Annotated in this window: 18 protein-coding genes; 1 reads left to right on the top strand and 17 read right to left on the bottom strand. The window is 63.3% G+C overall.

The genetic code is table 11. The annotated features are described in order from the left end of the window. Positions 1-13: 13 nt before the first annotated feature. From V1290_RS30205 to V1290_RS30130, 16 genes are all read right to left on the bottom strand, one after another. Complete coding sequence (locus V1290_RS30205; RefSeq protein WP_334367749.1) at positions 14-1072, bottom strand: YeeE/YedE family protein; 1059 nt, start codon at positions 1070-1072, stop codon at positions 14-16. A 238-nt stretch (positions 1073-1310) separates the two neighbouring features. Next, positions 1311-2330 carry a quinone oxidoreductase family protein gene (locus V1290_RS30200; RefSeq protein WP_334367748.1) on the bottom strand — a complete coding sequence of 340 codons (1020 nt, stop codon included), beginning with the start codon at positions 2328-2330 and terminating at the stop codon, positions 1311-1313. A 31-nt stretch (positions 2331-2361) separates the two neighbouring features. Further along, positions 2362-3693, bottom strand: a complete 1332-nt coding sequence (gene paaK, locus V1290_RS30195) for a phenylacetate--CoA ligase PaaK (protein ID WP_334367747.1) — start codon at positions 3691-3693, stop codon at positions 2362-2364. A gap of 19 nt (positions 3694-3712) precedes the next feature. Next, positions 3713-4171 carry a hydroxyphenylacetyl-CoA thioesterase PaaI gene (gene paaI / locus V1290_RS30190; RefSeq protein ID WP_334367746.1) on the bottom strand — a complete coding sequence of 153 codons (459 nt, stop codon included), beginning with the start codon at positions 4169-4171 and terminating at the stop codon, positions 3713-3715. Between the two features lie 213 nt (positions 4172-4384). Next, complete coding sequence (gene paaE / locus V1290_RS30185; protein ID WP_334367745.1) at positions 4385-5464, bottom strand: 1,2-phenylacetyl-CoA epoxidase subunit PaaE; 1080 nt, start codon at positions 5462-5464, stop codon at positions 4385-4387. A 112-nt stretch (positions 5465-5576) separates the two neighbouring features. Then, positions 5577-6080, bottom strand: coding sequence for a 1,2-phenylacetyl-CoA epoxidase subunit PaaD (gene paaD / locus V1290_RS30180; RefSeq protein ID WP_334367744.1), 504 nt, complete (start codon positions 6078-6080; stop codon positions 5577-5579). Further along, positions 6074-6850 carry a 1,2-phenylacetyl-CoA epoxidase subunit PaaC gene (gene paaC, locus V1290_RS30175; RefSeq protein WP_334367743.1) on the bottom strand — a complete coding sequence of 259 codons (777 nt, stop codon included), beginning with the start codon at positions 6848-6850 and terminating at the stop codon, positions 6074-6076. The genes paaD and paaC overlap by 7 nt, the downstream gene beginning before the upstream one ends. Positions 6851-6992: 142 nt before the next feature. After that, positions 6993-7280 (bottom strand): 1,2-phenylacetyl-CoA epoxidase subunit PaaB, encoded by a 288-nt coding sequence (gene paaB, locus V1290_RS30170; RefSeq protein WP_057844448.1) that lies wholly within the window; start codon positions 7278-7280, stop codon positions 6993-6995. A 10-nt stretch (positions 7281-7290) separates the two neighbouring features. Then, positions 7291-8283: a 1,2-phenylacetyl-CoA epoxidase subunit PaaA gene (gene paaA / locus V1290_RS30165; RefSeq protein WP_334367742.1), complete on the bottom strand. Its 993-nt coding sequence runs from the start codon at positions 8281-8283 to the stop codon at positions 7291-7293. Positions 8284-8358: 75 nt separating this feature from the next. Continuing rightward, positions 8359-9228, bottom strand: coding sequence for a phenylacetic acid degradation operon negative regulatory protein PaaX (gene paaX, locus V1290_RS30160; RefSeq protein WP_334367741.1), 870 nt, complete (start codon positions 9226-9228; stop codon positions 8359-8361). A 184-nt stretch (positions 9229-9412) separates the two neighbouring features. Next, a complete protein-coding gene (locus V1290_RS30155; protein WP_334367740.1) occupies positions 9413-10183 on the bottom strand; it encodes an esterase/lipase family protein in 771 nt (256 codons plus the stop codon). A gap of 187 nt (positions 10184-10370) precedes the next feature. After that, positions 10371-11657: a DUF445 domain-containing protein gene (locus V1290_RS30150; protein WP_334367739.1), complete on the bottom strand. Its 1287-nt coding sequence runs from the start codon at positions 11655-11657 to the stop codon at positions 10371-10373. Between the two features lie 209 nt (positions 11658-11866). Beyond that, complete coding sequence (locus tag V1290_RS30145) at positions 11867-12343, bottom strand: phasin (protein ID WP_334367738.1); 477 nt, start codon at positions 12341-12343, stop codon at positions 11867-11869. Positions 12344-12592: 249 nt separating this feature from the next. After that, entirely contained in the window at positions 12593-13186 is a 594-nt protein-coding gene (locus tag V1290_RS30140) for a GNAT family N-acetyltransferase (protein WP_334367737.1), read from the bottom strand. Next, on the bottom strand, positions 13183-14265 hold the full coding sequence (locus tag V1290_RS30135; RefSeq protein WP_334367736.1) for an alpha/beta fold hydrolase: 1083 nt from the start codon (positions 14263-14265) through the stop codon (positions 13183-13185). Before V1290_RS30135 ends, V1290_RS30140 begins: the two co-directional genes overlap by 4 nt. Further along, positions 14262-14642, bottom strand: a complete 381-nt coding sequence (locus tag V1290_RS30130) for a hypothetical protein (protein ID WP_028350065.1) — start codon at positions 14640-14642, stop codon at positions 14262-14264. Before V1290_RS30130 ends, V1290_RS30135 begins: the two co-directional genes overlap by 4 nt. A gap of 164 nt (positions 14643-14806) precedes the next feature. Here V1290_RS30130 and V1290_RS30125 point away from each other — a divergent pair, with 164 nt between their 5' ends. Then, complete coding sequence (locus V1290_RS30125) at positions 14807-15721, top strand: alpha/beta fold hydrolase (protein WP_334367735.1); 915 nt, start codon at positions 14807-14809, stop codon at positions 15719-15721. Between the two features lie 147 nt (positions 15722-15868). Here V1290_RS30125 and V1290_RS30120 read toward each other — a convergent pair whose 3' ends face one another. Continuing rightward, positions 15869-16543: a spermidine synthase gene (locus V1290_RS30120; protein WP_334369217.1), complete on the bottom strand. Its 675-nt coding sequence runs from the start codon at positions 16541-16543 to the stop codon at positions 15869-15871. Positions 16544-16572 lie beyond the last annotated feature (29 nt).

Raw genomic sequence — 16572 nt, 5'->3', positions numbered from 1 at the left:
CGAGGGAGAAGAATCAAGCGGCCGCCAGCGGCCGAACCCGCAGCGCGCCGCGGAGACCAGCGGCGGTGCCGACGAGGATGCCGGCGAAGGCAATCAGCGAAGCAAGCGCCAGCGTGGAAAACCCCGTCAACCCCTGCCCGATCGAGCAGCCGAACGCCATGACGCCACCGATGCCCATCAGCGCGGCACCACTGCCGGAGCGCAGCATGTGACGCGGCGACTGATAGCCTTCGAGTTGAAAGCGTCCGGTCAACAGCGCCGTCACGAGGCTGCCGGCGAACACGCCGAACACGGTGACGATGCCGAAATTGAGCGTCGAGCCCGTCGACAGCATGACATATTGAAGCGCGTCCGCGATCGGCGCGATGAAGGTGAGCGAGGTCACCGGCATGGGATTGAAATCGTCGGCGCCGAGATAGCCGGTGGCAAACCAGCCCGCCGCCACCAGGAGGCCGATGACGAGACCCGCGGCGATCTGGCCCGGCGATCGCCGGAAAGCGGGATGCGCAAAGGCAAAAATGATCAGCGCTGCCGAGATGACCGAGGCGGCCAGCATGCGCGCGGCTGTTGCGCTCAGGCCTGCAGCGGCAAACAAGGCCGGCACCGAATTCGCCGTGGCCGTGGTCTGCGACGCCCCGACCATCGCGATGCGCGACGGGGCGATCAGGCCCTTCAGCGTCATCTGGGCGAAGATCGCCAGCACGACCACCACCACGAAGGAGCGGAGATTGCCGCGCCCGAGCAGCACCAGCGCGCGCGAGCCGCAGCCGTTCGACAACACCATGCCGTAACCGAACAACAGTCCGCCGAAGAACATCACGGGCGCGGAGAATGACGGCTGCAGATAGATCGACTTGCCGATATCGACGAGGCCGCCTGCAGCCAGCAACTGCGTCATGACCACCGCGACGCCGATCGCCAGCGCATAGGTGCGCACCAGCCGGCCATCGCCTTCAGCCCAAAAACCTCTGAGGCTGCTGAGCAAGCAAAATCCGCTCAACAATCCGACCGATCCATAGACGAGACCGATCAGCAATCCGCTGATGACGACGATATTGGCACTGTCCAGCACTGGTGTTTCCCTGTTCCCGCGCGGCCGATGCAGCGGTTGCCGCTCAAATAGGAAGCCATTTCAGCAGTTGCTAATATGTTGGAAACGTGCGCGCGTCCACGCCGCAACGATGCGAAGAATGAATCGCCCGCCGGGATCGGTCACGGCGGAATGAAATCATTACGCGCGGGCGGCGTACGGCAGATTTATTCCCCATGAAAGAATTGGAGGAATCCCGCGCCTGCAGCGAATGCCTGCTTCAAGGCCGCAGGATCACCCGGTCGCGCGACGAGCCGGCGACCGCGATGAAGGCAGCGCGGGCCTGTTCCAGCGGATAGATCGCGGCCGGCTTGATCGGGAACGGCTTGAGATGCCCGCTGGCGAAGCCGGGGCCGAGTTCCCGCAGCACCGCGCCGGTCGCGGTTGACGACAGGCCGAGGGTGTCGATGCCGACATAGGTGTGCTGGCCGCGATAGAATTCCAAAATATTGAACTGCACGATGCGGTCGATCGCAGCGATCAGGATCTGCCGCCCGCGCACCGCCAGCGATTGGTGTGCGGCCTGGAAATAGGGATCGCCGACCGTGTTGAACACGATGTCGGCGCCCTTGCCGCCGGTGAGTTCGCGCGCGCGCGCCGCGACATCGGTTGCCGAAGCGTCGATGACTTCTACCTTTGAATTGGCGTGGCCTTCGTAGGGCTCGTTCTTGCGCACCACGCCGATCACCCGCGCGCCGTGCCAGCTCGCGATCTGCACCGCCGCCTGCCCGACCTTGCCGTTGACGCCCATGACCAGCAAGGTCTCGCCCGCCTTCGGAACGCCGGCTCGGCGCAAGCCTTCCATCGCGGTGACGAAGGGCACGCCGACGCCGGCCGCCTCTTCCCATGAAATGCCCTTGGGCTTCTCCACCACGGCGTCGGCTTCGACCGCGAGATGCGTAGCGTGCGTGCCGTCCCGGCGAATACCGAGATCGCCGGAAGAGCCGAACACCTCGCGCCCGATCCAACCGTCCGGTCCGTCGATGACAACACCCGCATAGTCGCGGCCCGGCGTGCGCGGAAATACCGCATAGGGCATAAGCCCGGTGGCGGCCTTCACATCAGACGGATTGACCGCCGCCGCCTTGACCTCGATCAGCAACTCGTTGTCGGCACGCGACAGCGCCTGCATTTCGATGACAGGCGCAAGGGAGGCAGCGTCGGCGACTTTTGCCGGCAGGCGGACGCAGCGGGCCTGCACCGTGACAGGTCCAACATCGGAATTTTCGGCAACTGACATTAGAGATTCCCGCTCGGCTTCTGAGCAGGAGTTACCCTTTCGGCCGCTTGTCGTAAACACGTTTCGCCTTGCCGAGAGAACGTTCCAGCGTTTCCGGCGCCACTGCCTTGATGCGCGCGGTGATGCCGATGGTGTTCTTGATGAAGAGCGCGACCTTTTCGGCGTGCGGCTGCAAGCCGCTACCGTCCCAGCTTTCGGGACGCGCTTCGGCGAGCACGGTCATCTCGTCCATGCGCCCTTCGCGCGTCAGTTCGATGATGAAATGGCCGCTGCACCAGTCGGTCGCCAGCAACGCTTCCTCGATCTGGGTCGGGAACACGTTGACGCCGCGCAGGATGATCATGTCGTCGGAGCGGCCGGTGACCTTCTCCATGCGCCGCATGCCCGGGCGCGCGGTGCCCGGCAACAGCCGCGTCAGGTCACGGGTGCGGTAGCGGATGATCGGGAAGCCCTGCTTGGTCAGCGAGGTGAATACCAGTTCGCCCTTCTCGCCGTCCGGCAACACCGCGCCGGTCTCGGGGTCGATCACCTCGGGATAGAAATGATCCTCCCAGATATGCAGGCCGTCCTTCGTCTCAACGCATTCCTGCGCCACGCCGGGGCCGATCACTTCCGATAGCCCGTAAATGTCGGTCGCGTCCATGTCGAAAGTCTGCTCGATCTCGGCGCGCATCGCATTAGTCCAGGGCTCGGCGCCGAAGATGCCGAACTTCAACGATGACTGACGCGGGTCGAGCCCCTGCCGCTTGAACTCGTCCGAGATAGCCAGCATGTAGCTCGGCGTCACCGTGATGATGTCGGGCTTGAAATCGTTGATCAGTTGCACCTGACGTTCGGTCATGCCGCCGGAGACCGGCACCACGGTGCAGCCGAGTTTTTCCGCGCCGTAGTGCACGCCGAGTCCGCCGGTGAACAGGCCGTAGCCGTAGGCATTGTGAATGATCATGCCGGTGCGGCCGCCGGCGGCACGGATCGAGCGCGCCATCACCTCCGACCAGATATCGATATCGCTTTGCGTATAGCCGACCACGATCGGCTTGCCCGTTGTGCCCGAGGACGCGTGGACGCGGACCAGCTTTTCGCGCGGCACGGCGAACATGCTGAAGGGATAATTGTCGCGGAGGTCGGTCTTCGCCGTGAATGGGAATTTCGTGAGATCGGAGAGCTGCTTGAAATCGGAGGGATGCACGCCGGCCGCGTCAAATGCCTTCCTGTAATGCGTGACATTGTCGTAGGCGTGCCGGAGCGACCAGGCGAGGCGCTTGGTCTGTAGCGCCATGATCTCGTCGCGCGAGGCGCGCTCGGCCTCATCCAATTCAGCGCTGTAACCGCTTCCGCTGGATTTCAATCTTGCCATGGCCATGGCGTGTTCCTCTCGCTTGCTATTTTTGTTTGGTCTCTTCGTCCGCGGCCGGCAGCCACGTCCCGGCGACGGTGCGGGAATGACCGCGGAACTCCGCAATCACGACATCGCCCGATGTGACGCGGACGTCATAGATCCCGGAGCGACCGTTGCGCGAAACTTCCCGCGCGGTCGCGACCAGCACGTCGCCGAGCTTGCCTGGCCGGATGAAGGCGATATCGCATTGCGCAGCGACCGCGCGCTCATTGCGGGAATTACAGGCAAAGGCGAAGGTGGAATCGGCGAGGAGAAAAATGAAGCCGCCATGGGCGATGCGCTGGCCGTTGACCATGTGCGGCTGCACCGTCATCGTCAGCGTCGCCTGCCCCGGCTTGACCTCGACAATTTCCATGCCGAGGCCCTTGCTCGCGTCGTCTTCCCGCCACATCGCCTCCGCGCAGGCGCGGGCGATCTCGTCGGGTGACAGCGCGACGTTCATAGCTGATAGCCCGCTCGGCGAGACGGTTTCACGACGTTCTCTCCCTGTTACCGGGCTTGTTATCAAGCCTCGTTGCGTAGTCGGTCAGTCTGGGGACGAAGCACCTGAGGTGTCAATGATCCCAAGTTCTTGCTCCGTCATTCCGGGATGGTGCGCCAGCACCAGACCCGGAATCTCGAGATTCCGGGTTCGCTTCGCGCCCCGGAATGACGCTCACACATGATCGTAATCCACCACGACCTTGTCCGAGCACGGCCGCGCCTGGCAGGTCAGGATAAATCCCGCCTTCAGTTCCCACGACTCCAGCGAATAGTTGACTTCCATCTGCGCCTCGCCCTCGACCAGTTTGGCGCGACAGGTCGAGCACATGCCGCCCTTGCAGGCGAACGGCAAATCCATGCCGGCGCGCAACGCGGCGTCGAGAATGGCCTCTCCTTCGGCGACCGGCACCTCGCGGCGCTTGCCGTCGATGATCAGGGAGGCGATCGCCTTCGGCGGCGCGGACGGCTCGACAATCTTCTTCGCGCGGGGCTTGCCGCCGAACTCCGAGACAAAGCGCTCGACATGGATGCGATCCTCGGCAATGCCGATCTCGCGGCAAGTGGTCTCGATGTCCTCGCTCATACCCATGGGGCCGCAGATGAAGACGTGATCGACACTCGAGGCGGGCACCAGCGAGCGCAACAGCACGCGCACTTTCGCGCCATCGAGCCGGCCATGCAGGATCGGGATGTCCTGCTCCTCGCCCGAGATGACATGGAACAGCGACAGCCGCTGCATGAAGCGGTCTTTCAGTTCCTCGAGTTCTTCGAGGAACAGCATGTTTGACGTGGTGCGGTTGCCGTAAAACAGGAAGAACCGGCTGTTCGGCTCGCGCGCCAGCACACCCTTGACGATCGACAGGATCGGCGTGATGCCGCTTCCTGCGGCAAATCCGACATAGACCCTCGCCTCTTCAGGCGCATGGACGATGCCGAAGCGGCCAGTCGGCGTCATCACGTCGAGTTCGTCGCCGGCCTTCAATTCGTCCGCTGCCCAGTTCGAAAACGCGCCGCCGTCGACCTTCTTCACCGCGATGCGCAGCTCGCCATCGTCAGGCCCCGAGCAGATCGAATAGGAGCGGCGCACTTCCTCGCCGTCCATCGTGGTACGCAACGTGAGGTATTGTCCCGGCGCAAAGCTGTAGTCGCCTTCCAGCTCCTTCGGGATCGCAAACGTCATCGATACAGCATCGGCCGCCTCGCGACGGAGGTCGTTGACGGCGAGACGATGGAAACGCGGCACGACGGACATCACACGCTCCTCACCGTCATTGCGAGGAGCAAAAGCGACGAAGCAATCCATCCCTCCACGGGGCGGTGAGATGGATTGCTTCGCTTCGCTCGCAATGACGACATAGAAGACCTCAATGACACTTGAAATAATCAAAGGGTTCACGGCAGGCCTTGCAGCGCCACAGCGCCTTGCAAGAGGTCGAGCCGAATTCGGACAGCAGCTCCGTATTTTGCGAGCCGCATTGCGGGCACGCCACCTGCTGTTCACCGAACAGCGCGCGGCGCGAGCGTGATGCCTGCGGCGGGGCGATGCCGTATTCCCTGAGCTTGTTGCGGCCGTCATCGCTCATCCAGTCCGTGGTCCAGGCAGGCGACAGCACGGTGCGGACCGTCGGGCGCGGCATTCCGGCGCGTTCCAGCGCCAGCTCGATCTCGAGCGCGATCGTGTTCATCGCCGGACAGCCGGAGTAAGTGGGCGTAATCGCGACCTCGACGCGGCCGTCGTGGACCTTGACGTCGCGCAGCACGCCGAGATCGGCGATCGTAAGCACCGGTATTTCGGGATCGACCACCTGTGAAGCGGCCTCCCAGGCGCGGCGGCGCAGATCGGTGTCGCTGTGGATAGCCGTTACCATGTCGCCCCCGGAAACGTCCGTTGCATCGATTGCAACTCGCTGAGGAGATGGCCGAGATGCTCGCTGTGCCGCCCGCTGCGGCCGCCCTGCTGCATCCAGTTGTTATCGGGCAAAACGAGCGTCGCTTCACGGACGACGTCCGATACAGTCTTCAGCCATTGCGGACGTAACGGCCCCGGATCGACCGCCATTCCCGCATCGATCAAGCCGCGCTCGCTGTCATCGGCGGCAAACATCTCGCCGGTGAAAGCCCAGAACTCGTCGATCGCCGTTTGCGTGCGGCGGTGGCTTTCTTCGGTGCCATCGCCGAGACGAATGATCCATTCCGAGCAATGGCGGACGTGATAGGCGCTTTCTTTTTCCGATTTCGCCGCAATCGCCGCCAGCGTCGCATCGGTGGAGCACATCATCGCGCGCCAATAGAGGTCGGCGAACGTTGCGTAGAAGAACTGCCGTACCATGGTGCGCGCGAAATCGCCGTTCGGCTGTTCCAGCAGCAGGAGATTGCGGTACTGCCTGACGTCGCGGAGATAAGCGAACTTGTCCTCGTCGTTACCCCTGCCCTCGACCCTGGCGGCGTAGGAATAAAGCTCGCGCGCCTGGCCGAGCAGATCGAGGCCCATATTGGCGAGCGCCATGTCCTCTTCCAGCATCGGCGCATGGCCGCACCATTCCGACAGCCGATGGCCCAGGATCAAGGCATCGTCAGCGCGGCGCAGGGTGTAGAGCACCAGCGGCGTTTCGGAGACCTGGATGTTGGCTGCGGTCATTTTCTGTTCCTGCTTGCTCAGCCGTCATTGCGAGGAGCGACTTGTCCGCCGTAGCTCACCGAGCGAAGGCGGAAGCGACGAAGCAATCCACACTTACGGTGCCGGCGCGATGGATTGCTTCGCTCCGCTCGCAATGACGGTCTCACATATGCCCGACTTCGTCAGGCACGTCGTAAAACGTCGGGTGCCGGTAGATCTTCGACTCCGCCGGCTCGAACATCATGCCTTTCTCGGACGGGTCGGACGCGGTGATGGCGCTCGACGGCACCACCCAGATCGAGAGGCCCTCGCCGCGGCGGGTGTAGATGTCGCGGGCAGCCTGCAGCGCCAGCGTGGCGTCGGTGGCATGCAGCGAGCCGACATGCTTGTGCGCCAGCCCGTTGCGGCTGCGAATGAAAACTTCCCAGAGCGGAATGTTCGGCGTCGCCATCGCGTCTCTCCTATTCGGCTGCCTGCAGCGCCGACCGTTGCCGGCGCTTCTCGGCATAGGCCATCGCTGCTTCGCGCACCCAGGCGCCATCCTCATGCGCCTTGCGCCGCGCCGCCAGACGGTCGCGGTTGCAGGGGCCGTTGCCTGCCAGCACCTGTTTGAACTCGTCCCAATCGATCGCGCTATATTCCCAATTGCCGTTCGCGTTCTGCTTCATGCCGGGATCGGGAATCGTAAGGCCCAGGAACTTGGCTTGCGGCACCGTGGCATCGACGAATTTCTGCCGCAGCTCGTCATTGGAGAAGCGCTTGATCTTCCACTTGGTCGAGGTGTCGCTGTGCTGGCTGACCTGGTCGGGCGGACCGAACATCATCAAGACCGGCCACCACCAGCGATTCAGCGCATCCTGCGCCATCGCCTTCTGCTCGTCGGTGCCGCGGCACAGCGTCAGCATGATCTCAAAACCCTGGCGCTGGTGAAAGGATTCCTCCTTGCAGACGCGGATCATCGCGCGCGCGTAAGGACCATAGGAGCAGCGGCACAGCGGGATCTGGTTCATGATCGCCGCGCCGTCGACCAGCCAGCCGATGGTGCCGATGTCGGCCCAGGTCAGCGTCGGATAATTGAAGATCGAGGAATACTTTGCCTTGCCCGCGAGCATCGCGTCGACCAGCTCTTCGCGCGAAGAACCGAGCGTCTCGGCGGCGGCGTAGAGGTAGAGCCCGTGGCCGCATTCATCCTGCACTTTGGCGAGCAGCGCCGCCTTGCGGCGCAGCGACGGCGCGCGGGTGATCCAGTTGCCTTCGGGCAGCATGCCGACGATTTCGGAATGCGCGTGCTGCGAAATCTGCCGCGTCAGCGTCTTGCGGTAGGCGGCCGGCATCCAGTCGTTGGGTTCGATGCGCTCGTCGGCGTCGATGCGCGCCTGAAACTGCGTAGCCCGCGCGGCGTCCTCAATGTGGCGGTCGTCGCCGTCGGACGTGTTGAGCGCCTGCGTGTACATGGCGGACCTCCCGGAATTTGTTGGGAGGAAATATATAACACAAATTACGATATGCAATACATTTCTGTAACATATCTACAGCCCGTCAAACCGCTTCGAAAGTTCCCCGCCGGGCTTTGGCAGGGGTCCGTTTTCGTTGGTGGCATGGCGATCAAGCCATTGTTCGGACGCGGGAAGCAGCGCGCGATAGATCTCGCCACAGAGCGTTCGGGCGGCCCTGCCCGGCCAGTCCGTGGGCAAGAGCGCGGTCGGCAGCAACGGGTCGCGCAGCACGACGCGACGGTAATGATGGATCAGGAGGATCCGTGCGGTGAACGCGTCGGCCTCGGTCAGCCGCTCGCCACGACCGAGCCAGCCGTGCAGCGGCTCGAAGGTCTTCATGAATTTCTGATAGGCGTCGGCGGTGCGATCGAGTGGCCAGCTTTCGCTGAGCAGACGCCGCCCGCTATCGTCTTCCGCCGACACTTCGAGACGAATGGCGCCGGCCGCTTCGGCAGGCACCGGCACGCCCGACGGCGCCACCCATACGCCCGGCAGCGGACTGCCGAAGCCAGCGTTCTTCAACGCCTCGCGCGCGGCGTCGCGATCTCCGCCATTGCCGATCAGCAGCAGCTCAAATCGCCCGGTCCAGTCGGAGGCTGGCGGGCCGTAAATGTGTTTGGTCGCGATATCGAAGGTCTGCCGCTCGCCTTGCACCAGGCGATAGAAACTGTTGCGGCCAACTTTAACGCGCTCGAACCAGCCGTCGGCCGTCAGCCGCGACATCGCGGTGCGCACGACGCTGGCGTCGATGTCGAGCTGCTCGAAAAATTCCAGCAGCGTGCCGAGCCAGACCGAGCCGCCGCGCGGCACGATGGCATCGCCGAATACGGTGATGACGATCGATCCGGTGCGCGACGGTTCGCGCTTCAACTGCTGAATGATGCGGGCAAGCGGCGGCGGCATGCGTCAAGGCATAGCGCGTTTTGCGGGAGAGCGACAATGTCGGTTGTCTTCTCCTTCTCCCCGTTCTTCGCGGGGAGAAGGTCGGGATGAGGGGCTACCTCCGCAAATTCGATAGACGTGAGCGCGCGGAGAGAGCCCCTCACCCCCGCAACGGCGGGGCGAGGTTAGCAAACACCCGCGTCTGCTACCGATGCGGATTCGGGTAAACCACGCTGCGCCAGCCGCTTCGATCGAACGGCGACCATTCGCCTTCCGGCTGCGCCAGGCGATCGGCCACCGCGTACACGACCGCCGGGTGATGGCCCATGCCGCAATGGCTGCTTTCGACCTCGATGCTTTCGGAAGTCGCCGACGTCTTCTCCATGCAACCCTGCCAGGCGCAGATGCCGTCGGTGCGGCTGAAGATCGCGGTGGTCGGCACCGGCGGCGTCGCGGACAGCGCGCCGCCGAAGCGGGCGTCCTCCTCGTCGGCGCGGCGGCCGCTCGCCAGCTCGTAGACGCGCCAAGCGTTGGTCGCCTTCGGTCCCGACGCAAACGGGCTGCCGAGCGTGATCACCGAGCGCACGCGCTCCGGCATCATCTTGGCAAGCTGGCGCGCGTAGAGACCGCCCAGACTCCAGCCGACCAGCGAGACCTTGCGGCCGTGCGTATCGTTCAACTCCTGCACCAGATCGACCATGGCGTTCTGCACGCCGTGGCGCAGGCCGAGGTTGCGCCCCTGACGCCAGCCGCTGACGGCATAGCCGCGCGTGCGCAGGAAGCTGCGCAGCGGCCGCGTCGAGGTGTCGGATGCAACAAGGCCGGGCAACACCAGCACGGGGTGCCCGTCGCCGCGTGGCGCCAGACTCAGCAATGGCAGTGCCCCTAGAAACGCGCCGAGTTCGTGAATGGCACGCCCCTCCAGCAGCATCAGGGTTCTGGATGGCGGGGCAAGCGTCTGCGCAGCAACGGACATCATATCTCCTCTCGGGCTCGGCCCCTTACGTCGCGGCAGCCGGCCACCGGTTCAGTTAGACGCCAACGCGGGTAGAATCGTTCGGCACTGCAATATAGCTCCATAAAAAGCTAGGGAACCGGCTTTCCCCTTGCAAGCAATGCAGATCACATCTCGGATAACTAAAAGCATTGACGTGATGAATTAGTCACAGCAGCCGCAGCAGGTATTCGAGGGTGTACAGCGCCAATCCCGCTAGCCCGCCGATCAGCGATCCGTTGAAGCGGATGTATTGCAGGTCGCGGCCGATGTTGATTTCGATCAGCGAGATCAACTGCCCCATGTCCCAGGACTTCACCTGGTCGGAGATGAAGGTCGAGACGCCGCTCTTCTGTTCGGCGATCACGGTGCGCAACACCGCCACGAGGCCCTGGTTGATCTCGGTGCGCAACTCGGCATCGCCTGCCAGCGCCTCGCCCGCTTTCACGAACATGCGCACCAGATATTGCTCCAATACCTGCGTCTCGCCCGAGGCGCTGCGTTCGAAGAACGAGCGTGCGTTGGCCCAGATGTGGCGTGCGAGACCCGTCACTTCGGGACGCGCCAACAGATCGCGCTTCAACCCTTGGATCCGCTCGGCGTAGCTTGGATCGGTGCCTAGGCGATCGACGAAGGTCATCACCATGCGATCGAATTCGCCGCGGAACGGGTGCGCGGGATCGTTGCGGACTTCCTCGAAGAAGGCGGTGGCGGAAGCCACGATCTTGTTCACCAGGAACTTGTCGGCGCGATACAGCTTTAGCAGCGTCGGCAATTCGGCGCGGATCTTTTCGCGGATCATCGCCATGGTTTCGGCCTGCGTCATGGTCTGATGCACCGCGCGCAGGATGTCATCGAGCAGGCCGGAATGCCGCCCCTCCTTCACGAATGCGCGCAGCGTTCCGGCCGCCAGCGGCGCGAGATCGATCGACATCAGTTGCGCGGTGATGCGGCGGCTGACGAACGTCATCAGCCCGGAGGTCTCCGTCGCCGCCACCGCTTCGGGCAACAGCCGCAGCGCAAAGCGCGCAAGGTCCTCGCTGCGCTTGCGGTCGCGCAGCCAGTCGGCGATGAACGCGCCGAAATCGATCTGCCGCAGCTTGGCCTCGACGGGAGCTGCTTCCAGGAAATGCTTCTCGATGAATTCGCCGAGCTTGTCGGCGATGCGGTGCTGGTTGCTCTGGATGATTGCGGTGTGCGGAATCGGCAGTCCCAGCGGCCGTTTGAACAGCGCCACGACGGCATACCAGTCGGCCAGGCCGCCGATGGTGGCAGCTTCCGCAAACGCCGCGATGAAGCCGAAGGCCGGATGCATCGGCAGCAGCGCTCGTGCGGCGAGGAAGATCGCAAACGTCGCCGCCAGCACCGACGTCGCCAAAATCTTCACGCGCCGCAACTCGGCGGCGCGGATGGCGTCGCCGGGAGAGTCGATGACGAAGGTGGCGGGAAGCGTCATGACGGCTTTCGAGGAACGGTTCGCGTCCGCATCAGACTAGCTGTCATTGCGAGCGAAGCGAAGCAATCCATGTCGCCGCACCGGAAGGATGGATTGCTTCGTCGCTATCGCTCCTCGCAATGACGGCAACAGGTCATGACGAGGATGAGGACAAAAAGAAGGCCCGCAAAAGCGGGCCTTCGAAAACGGCAGTTGTCAGGCGATCGCGATCAGGCGGTCTTGGAGTAGACCTTGGCAAAGTTGTCCTGCGCGGTCTTGGCGCCCTCAGTGACGAGCTTGCCGAGATATTCGGTGGTGGCCTTCGCCCGCGTGACGAGCACTTCGCCGCGCGCACGGACCAGGTCCGACTGGATCTGGGCAGCTTCGCTCAGCGACTTCGCCGAAGCGAGCTTGTCGATGCCGGCGAAGAACGCTTCCGCGTCCTGGTAGAGCGCCTGCTGGATGTTGCGGCTGATCTTGGCGGCCTCGGAAACCGAACCGGCAACGGCGGTCTCGATCGCAGCGGTCGCCTTCTCCGAACCGGCATAAAAGTCGGCGGCGCGCTCCTTGGCGGTCTCGGTCTGCTTCTTCACGAACTCACGGGCGGCTTCCGGAACTTCCAGGTTCTGGAGCTTGGTGAACGCCTCGGTAACGGGCGCGAAGGCTTCCTTGACGGTGTTCAGCACGGAATTGGTTTCGGTGGTCATTGGGGGTCTCTCCATCCTCGGTTTGAGCTATGGGCTCACCCCGTCCGATTGGCCCGGGGCGCGTGTGTTGTGCCATAGTTAATGGTGCGTCGCAACATTAATGTTGCAGCGCGATATCACGAATTCGTGAACAGCCCGATGGATGAGCGGTCCGCCCAGAGAACCGGCAAAAGTTCCACTTTAGGCTAATGCCGGAGCCGCCCCATCTACTTTGCATGGGGTTGTTTTCGCGATTTTGTGTCTGGCTAGCTAGTGCTGCACGGCCCCCGGGAGCCCATAGGCTTCCATCTGTGCCCGAACCTGCGCCACATTGTGCCCGAGCACGACGATGTCGTGCTTTTTGCCGTCGACATCCCGGACGTGGTCCCGCAGCAGGGCCTCGGCCCGGAAGCCAAGGCTCTCGAACAGCGCGATCGCCGCTTGCTGGTCGACGGTCATCTGCACCGACAGCTTTTCCAGCCCGGCGCCCAGCGCCAGCGCAAACGTTTCCTGCGACAGCGCCCGGCCGACCCCCTGCCCGCGGACGTCAAGCGAGACCACCATCCGGATCTCGCCGACATGGGGCGACCATGAATGCGGGTCGCGTACCAGCGTGCCGCAGCCGACCACCGTCCCATCCTTCACTGCCAGCAGGCTGACGATCTGGCCGCGCTCGATCTCGTTGATCCAGGCCGAGAGCACTTTTGGCTGGCTGATGTTGCGCGGCAGAAACAGCAGATCATGCGTCGGGAGCTTTTGCGCAAATGCCAGCACGGCGGCTTCGTCCGCCCGCCCCATCATGCGGAATTCGATCTCGCCGGCATCGGTCTTGACGTGGCGCGGATAGGAACGTGTCTCGCTCATGTTGATCTCTTACCTAGCCAGGAATCCAGTTTCGGCCACAGCCGCTTGATCGCATTGGCGCCGGCGACGAGGCTGACGTGACCGCCCTTCAGCATCACCTCTTCCTTGTCGGTCGAACCGACCTTGGCGATCAGGTGCTTGGCCGCATCATAGGGCACGATGTGATCGTGTTCGGCGACCGCATGCAGGATCGGCACCTTGATCCTGGAAATATCCGCCGCACGCCCGCCGACCGACATGGTGCCGTTATAGAGTTTGTTGTCCCACATCAGGTTCTTGGTGATGTCGCGGAAATACTCGCCCGCTAGTGGCAGCGTATCCGTCGCCCACCGGTCGAACATCCGGTACGACTTCACGAACTCGTCGTTCCAGATGTTTTCCCACAATTGCACCTGGCTGACGGTGCGCGACGCCGGCCGCAGCATTTCGAACGAGGACAGGATCATTTCGGGCGGCACATTGCCGACGCTGTCGACGAGGCGATCGACGTCGAAATAGCGGCGGTCCGAAAAGTTCTGGAACAGCTTCATCTCGCGGAAATCGATCGGCGTGGTGAAGCAGATCAAATTCTTCATCGGCCCGTCGTGGAAGATCGAGCCGTACAAGAGCGACAGCACGCCGCCGAAGCAATAGCCGATCACGGTAACGTCCTGCTCGCCGGAATCCCGCTGCACGCGGCGGACGCAGTCCGGGATGAAGTCGAGGACGTAATCCTCCATCCGCAACGATTTTTCTTCCGGCTTCGGCGCGGTCCAGTCCAGCATGTAGACGTCGTAGCCGCGCTTCAGCAGAAACTCGATAAAGCTCTGGCCCGGCACCATGTCGAGGATGTAGCCGCGGTTGGTGGTGGCCATCACGATCAGGATCGGCACGCGGTAGATTTCATCCGCTATCGGCCGATAGTGATAGAGGTTCATGGTGCCGCGGGCGGCCAGGATGTCCTTTGGCGTCGAGCCGAGCGACGGGCCGGAGGTAGAAAAATATTCGACGCCCTTGATGCTACGCTGGATCGCGCGCTGCACCTCGGACTGGACCCGCTCCGAAATGGAAGCGAGATCGAGACCCGCGGGAGCGTTCATTTCTGCTCTCCCTCCGCCGGCGGACGCTTGGTGCGCGGCGGCCGCGGCGTGCCGTAGCCGCTCTCCGGCGCCAGCGAATTGTGGTGCACCTGATGCAACAGTGCCTTGATCTCGTTGAGCTGGCCCTCGATCGCCTGCAGCCGCTCCGCCATGCCGACAAGCTGGGCCCGGCTCGGCAGGTTCATCGCCAGCAGGTATTTCTCCATCAATTCGCCGAGCTGCTTCTGCGCGCCTGCGCTGACGCCGCCGACCTGATTCATCATTTTCGAGAATTCGGGCGAGGCCATCGCCTGGTTGGCAAAGGAGTTGAACCCCTTCTCCATCTCCCCGATCATGGTCTGCCAGATCACGGCAGGATCGTTGCCTTTGTCGGCCATAGGCGCCCTCTCCCGAAAGATTACGAGCGCTTGCCACGCTTTGCTTGTGTTTGGCCCATACCACACCGTTGCAGCGGGCCGGTCAACCGCTGCGACGTCTTCTGCGGTGCGGGAAACCGTGCCATAGTTACTGAAGCCAGATAACACTTGAGGGAAGACACGTGATGCTCGCCCATCAGCCGCCTCAGATCGCCCGCGCCAACGGCATCGATATTTGCTATGAGATTTTCGGCGATCCAGCCGCGGAACCAATGCTGCTGATCATGGGGCTCGGCGCCCAGATGATCCATTGGGATGACGATTTCTGCCGCCAGCTCGCCGCGCGCGGCTTTCGCGTCATCCGCTTCGACAATCGCGACATCGGCAAGTCCTCTCACATGTCCGGCGGCAAGCGGCTGACACCGTTCGAACTGCTGAAGCTGCGATTCCTGAAGATTCCGGTGGCCGCACCCTACAAATTGATCGACATGGCCAAGGACACCGTCGGCCTGATGGACGTGCTCGGCATCCACTCGGCGCATCTGGTCGGAGCCTCGATGGGCGGCATGATCGCGCAGGAAGTCGCGCTCTCGTTCCCGCAGCGGGTGCGTTCGCTGACCTCGATCATGTCGACCACGGGCAATCCAAAAGTGCCGCCGCCGACGCGCGAGGCTTCGGCCGCGCTGATGGCGCCGCCGCCGCGGACGAAGGAGGAGTATTTCGAACGGTTCGCCCAGACCTGGAAAGTGCTGCGCGTCGGCTCGTTCCCGGAAGACGAGGCGCTCGACCCTGCCCGCGCCGCCCGCACCTATGAACGCGGCCTCAATCCAAACGGCGTCGGCCGGCAGTTGCGGGCGGTGCTCGCCTCCGGCAGCCGCAAGGAACGGCTGCATCACCTGAAAATCCCGACGCTCGTCATTCACGGCACCGTCGATCCGCTGGTGCGCCCGGAAGGCGGCAAGGATACCGCGGCGTCAATCCCCGGCGCAAAGCTCCTGATGATCGAAGGCATGGGCCACGCGCTGCCGATCCCGATGTGGCCGCAGATCATCAACGCGATCGCCGGGCACGCGCAGGGTGCGGCCGCAAAGGCGGCGTGATCTATCCCGTCGTCCCTGCGAAAGCAGGAACCCATAACCACCGGCGTGCGTCGTTGCGAGCGCTGTGGCTCCAGCCCAGTTTCGCCATCAGCATTTGTGGTTATGGGTCTCTGCGTTCGCAGGGACGACAGCGGAGATGCTGGCCAGTCAGCTCTTCATCGCAATCCAGATTACGTGGCGCACGCCGCGGCCTTTGCCGGTGGCGCGGATGTTGACTTCGTTCACCTCGAAGCCTGCACCACGAAGACGTTTTGCGAACGCCGCGTTTGGCCCCGAAGACCATATGGCCAGGATGCCATCCGGTCGCAGTGCGGCGTGCGTCGCACGCAGGCCTGCCGCGTTGTAGAGCGCATCGTTGGCCTCACGAGTAAGCCCCTCCGGTCCATTGTCGACATCGAGCAGAATGGCATCGAACTTCGAACGATGCGACCGGATGATGTCGGTGACATCCGTCTCTCGAATGCTGACGCGGGGATCGTCCAGGCTGTCGCCGAAGATTTCTGCCATCGGGCCTCGGGCCCAACTGACCACCGCCGGCACCAGCTCTGCCACCACGATCTGCGCTTCATTGCCGAGCCTGGCGAGCGCCGCACGCAACGTAAAGCCCATGCCCAGTCCACCGATCAGTACATGCGGTTTGGCGACCTTCTCGATCTTCTTCGCAGCGAGCGTCGCGAGTGCGGCTTCCGAGCCCGACAGGCGGCTGTTCATCAGCTCGTTGCTGCCGAGTTTGATGGAAAACTCCGTGCCGCGGCGCATCAGGCGGAGTTCGCTGCCGGTGCCAGGAATGCGGGCGGTGTCGAGCTTTTCCCAGGGAATCATGTGGAGGGTTGTAGCATGCGGTTTCAATA

Source organism: Bradyrhizobium sp. AZCC 1578, from assembly GCF_036924675.1.
Taxonomy (GTDB): domain Bacteria; phylum Pseudomonadota; class Alphaproteobacteria; order Rhizobiales; family Xanthobacteraceae; genus Bradyrhizobium.
Note: the sequence above shows the minus strand (reverse complement) of the source record. Positions and strands in the feature narration are given on the sequence as shown.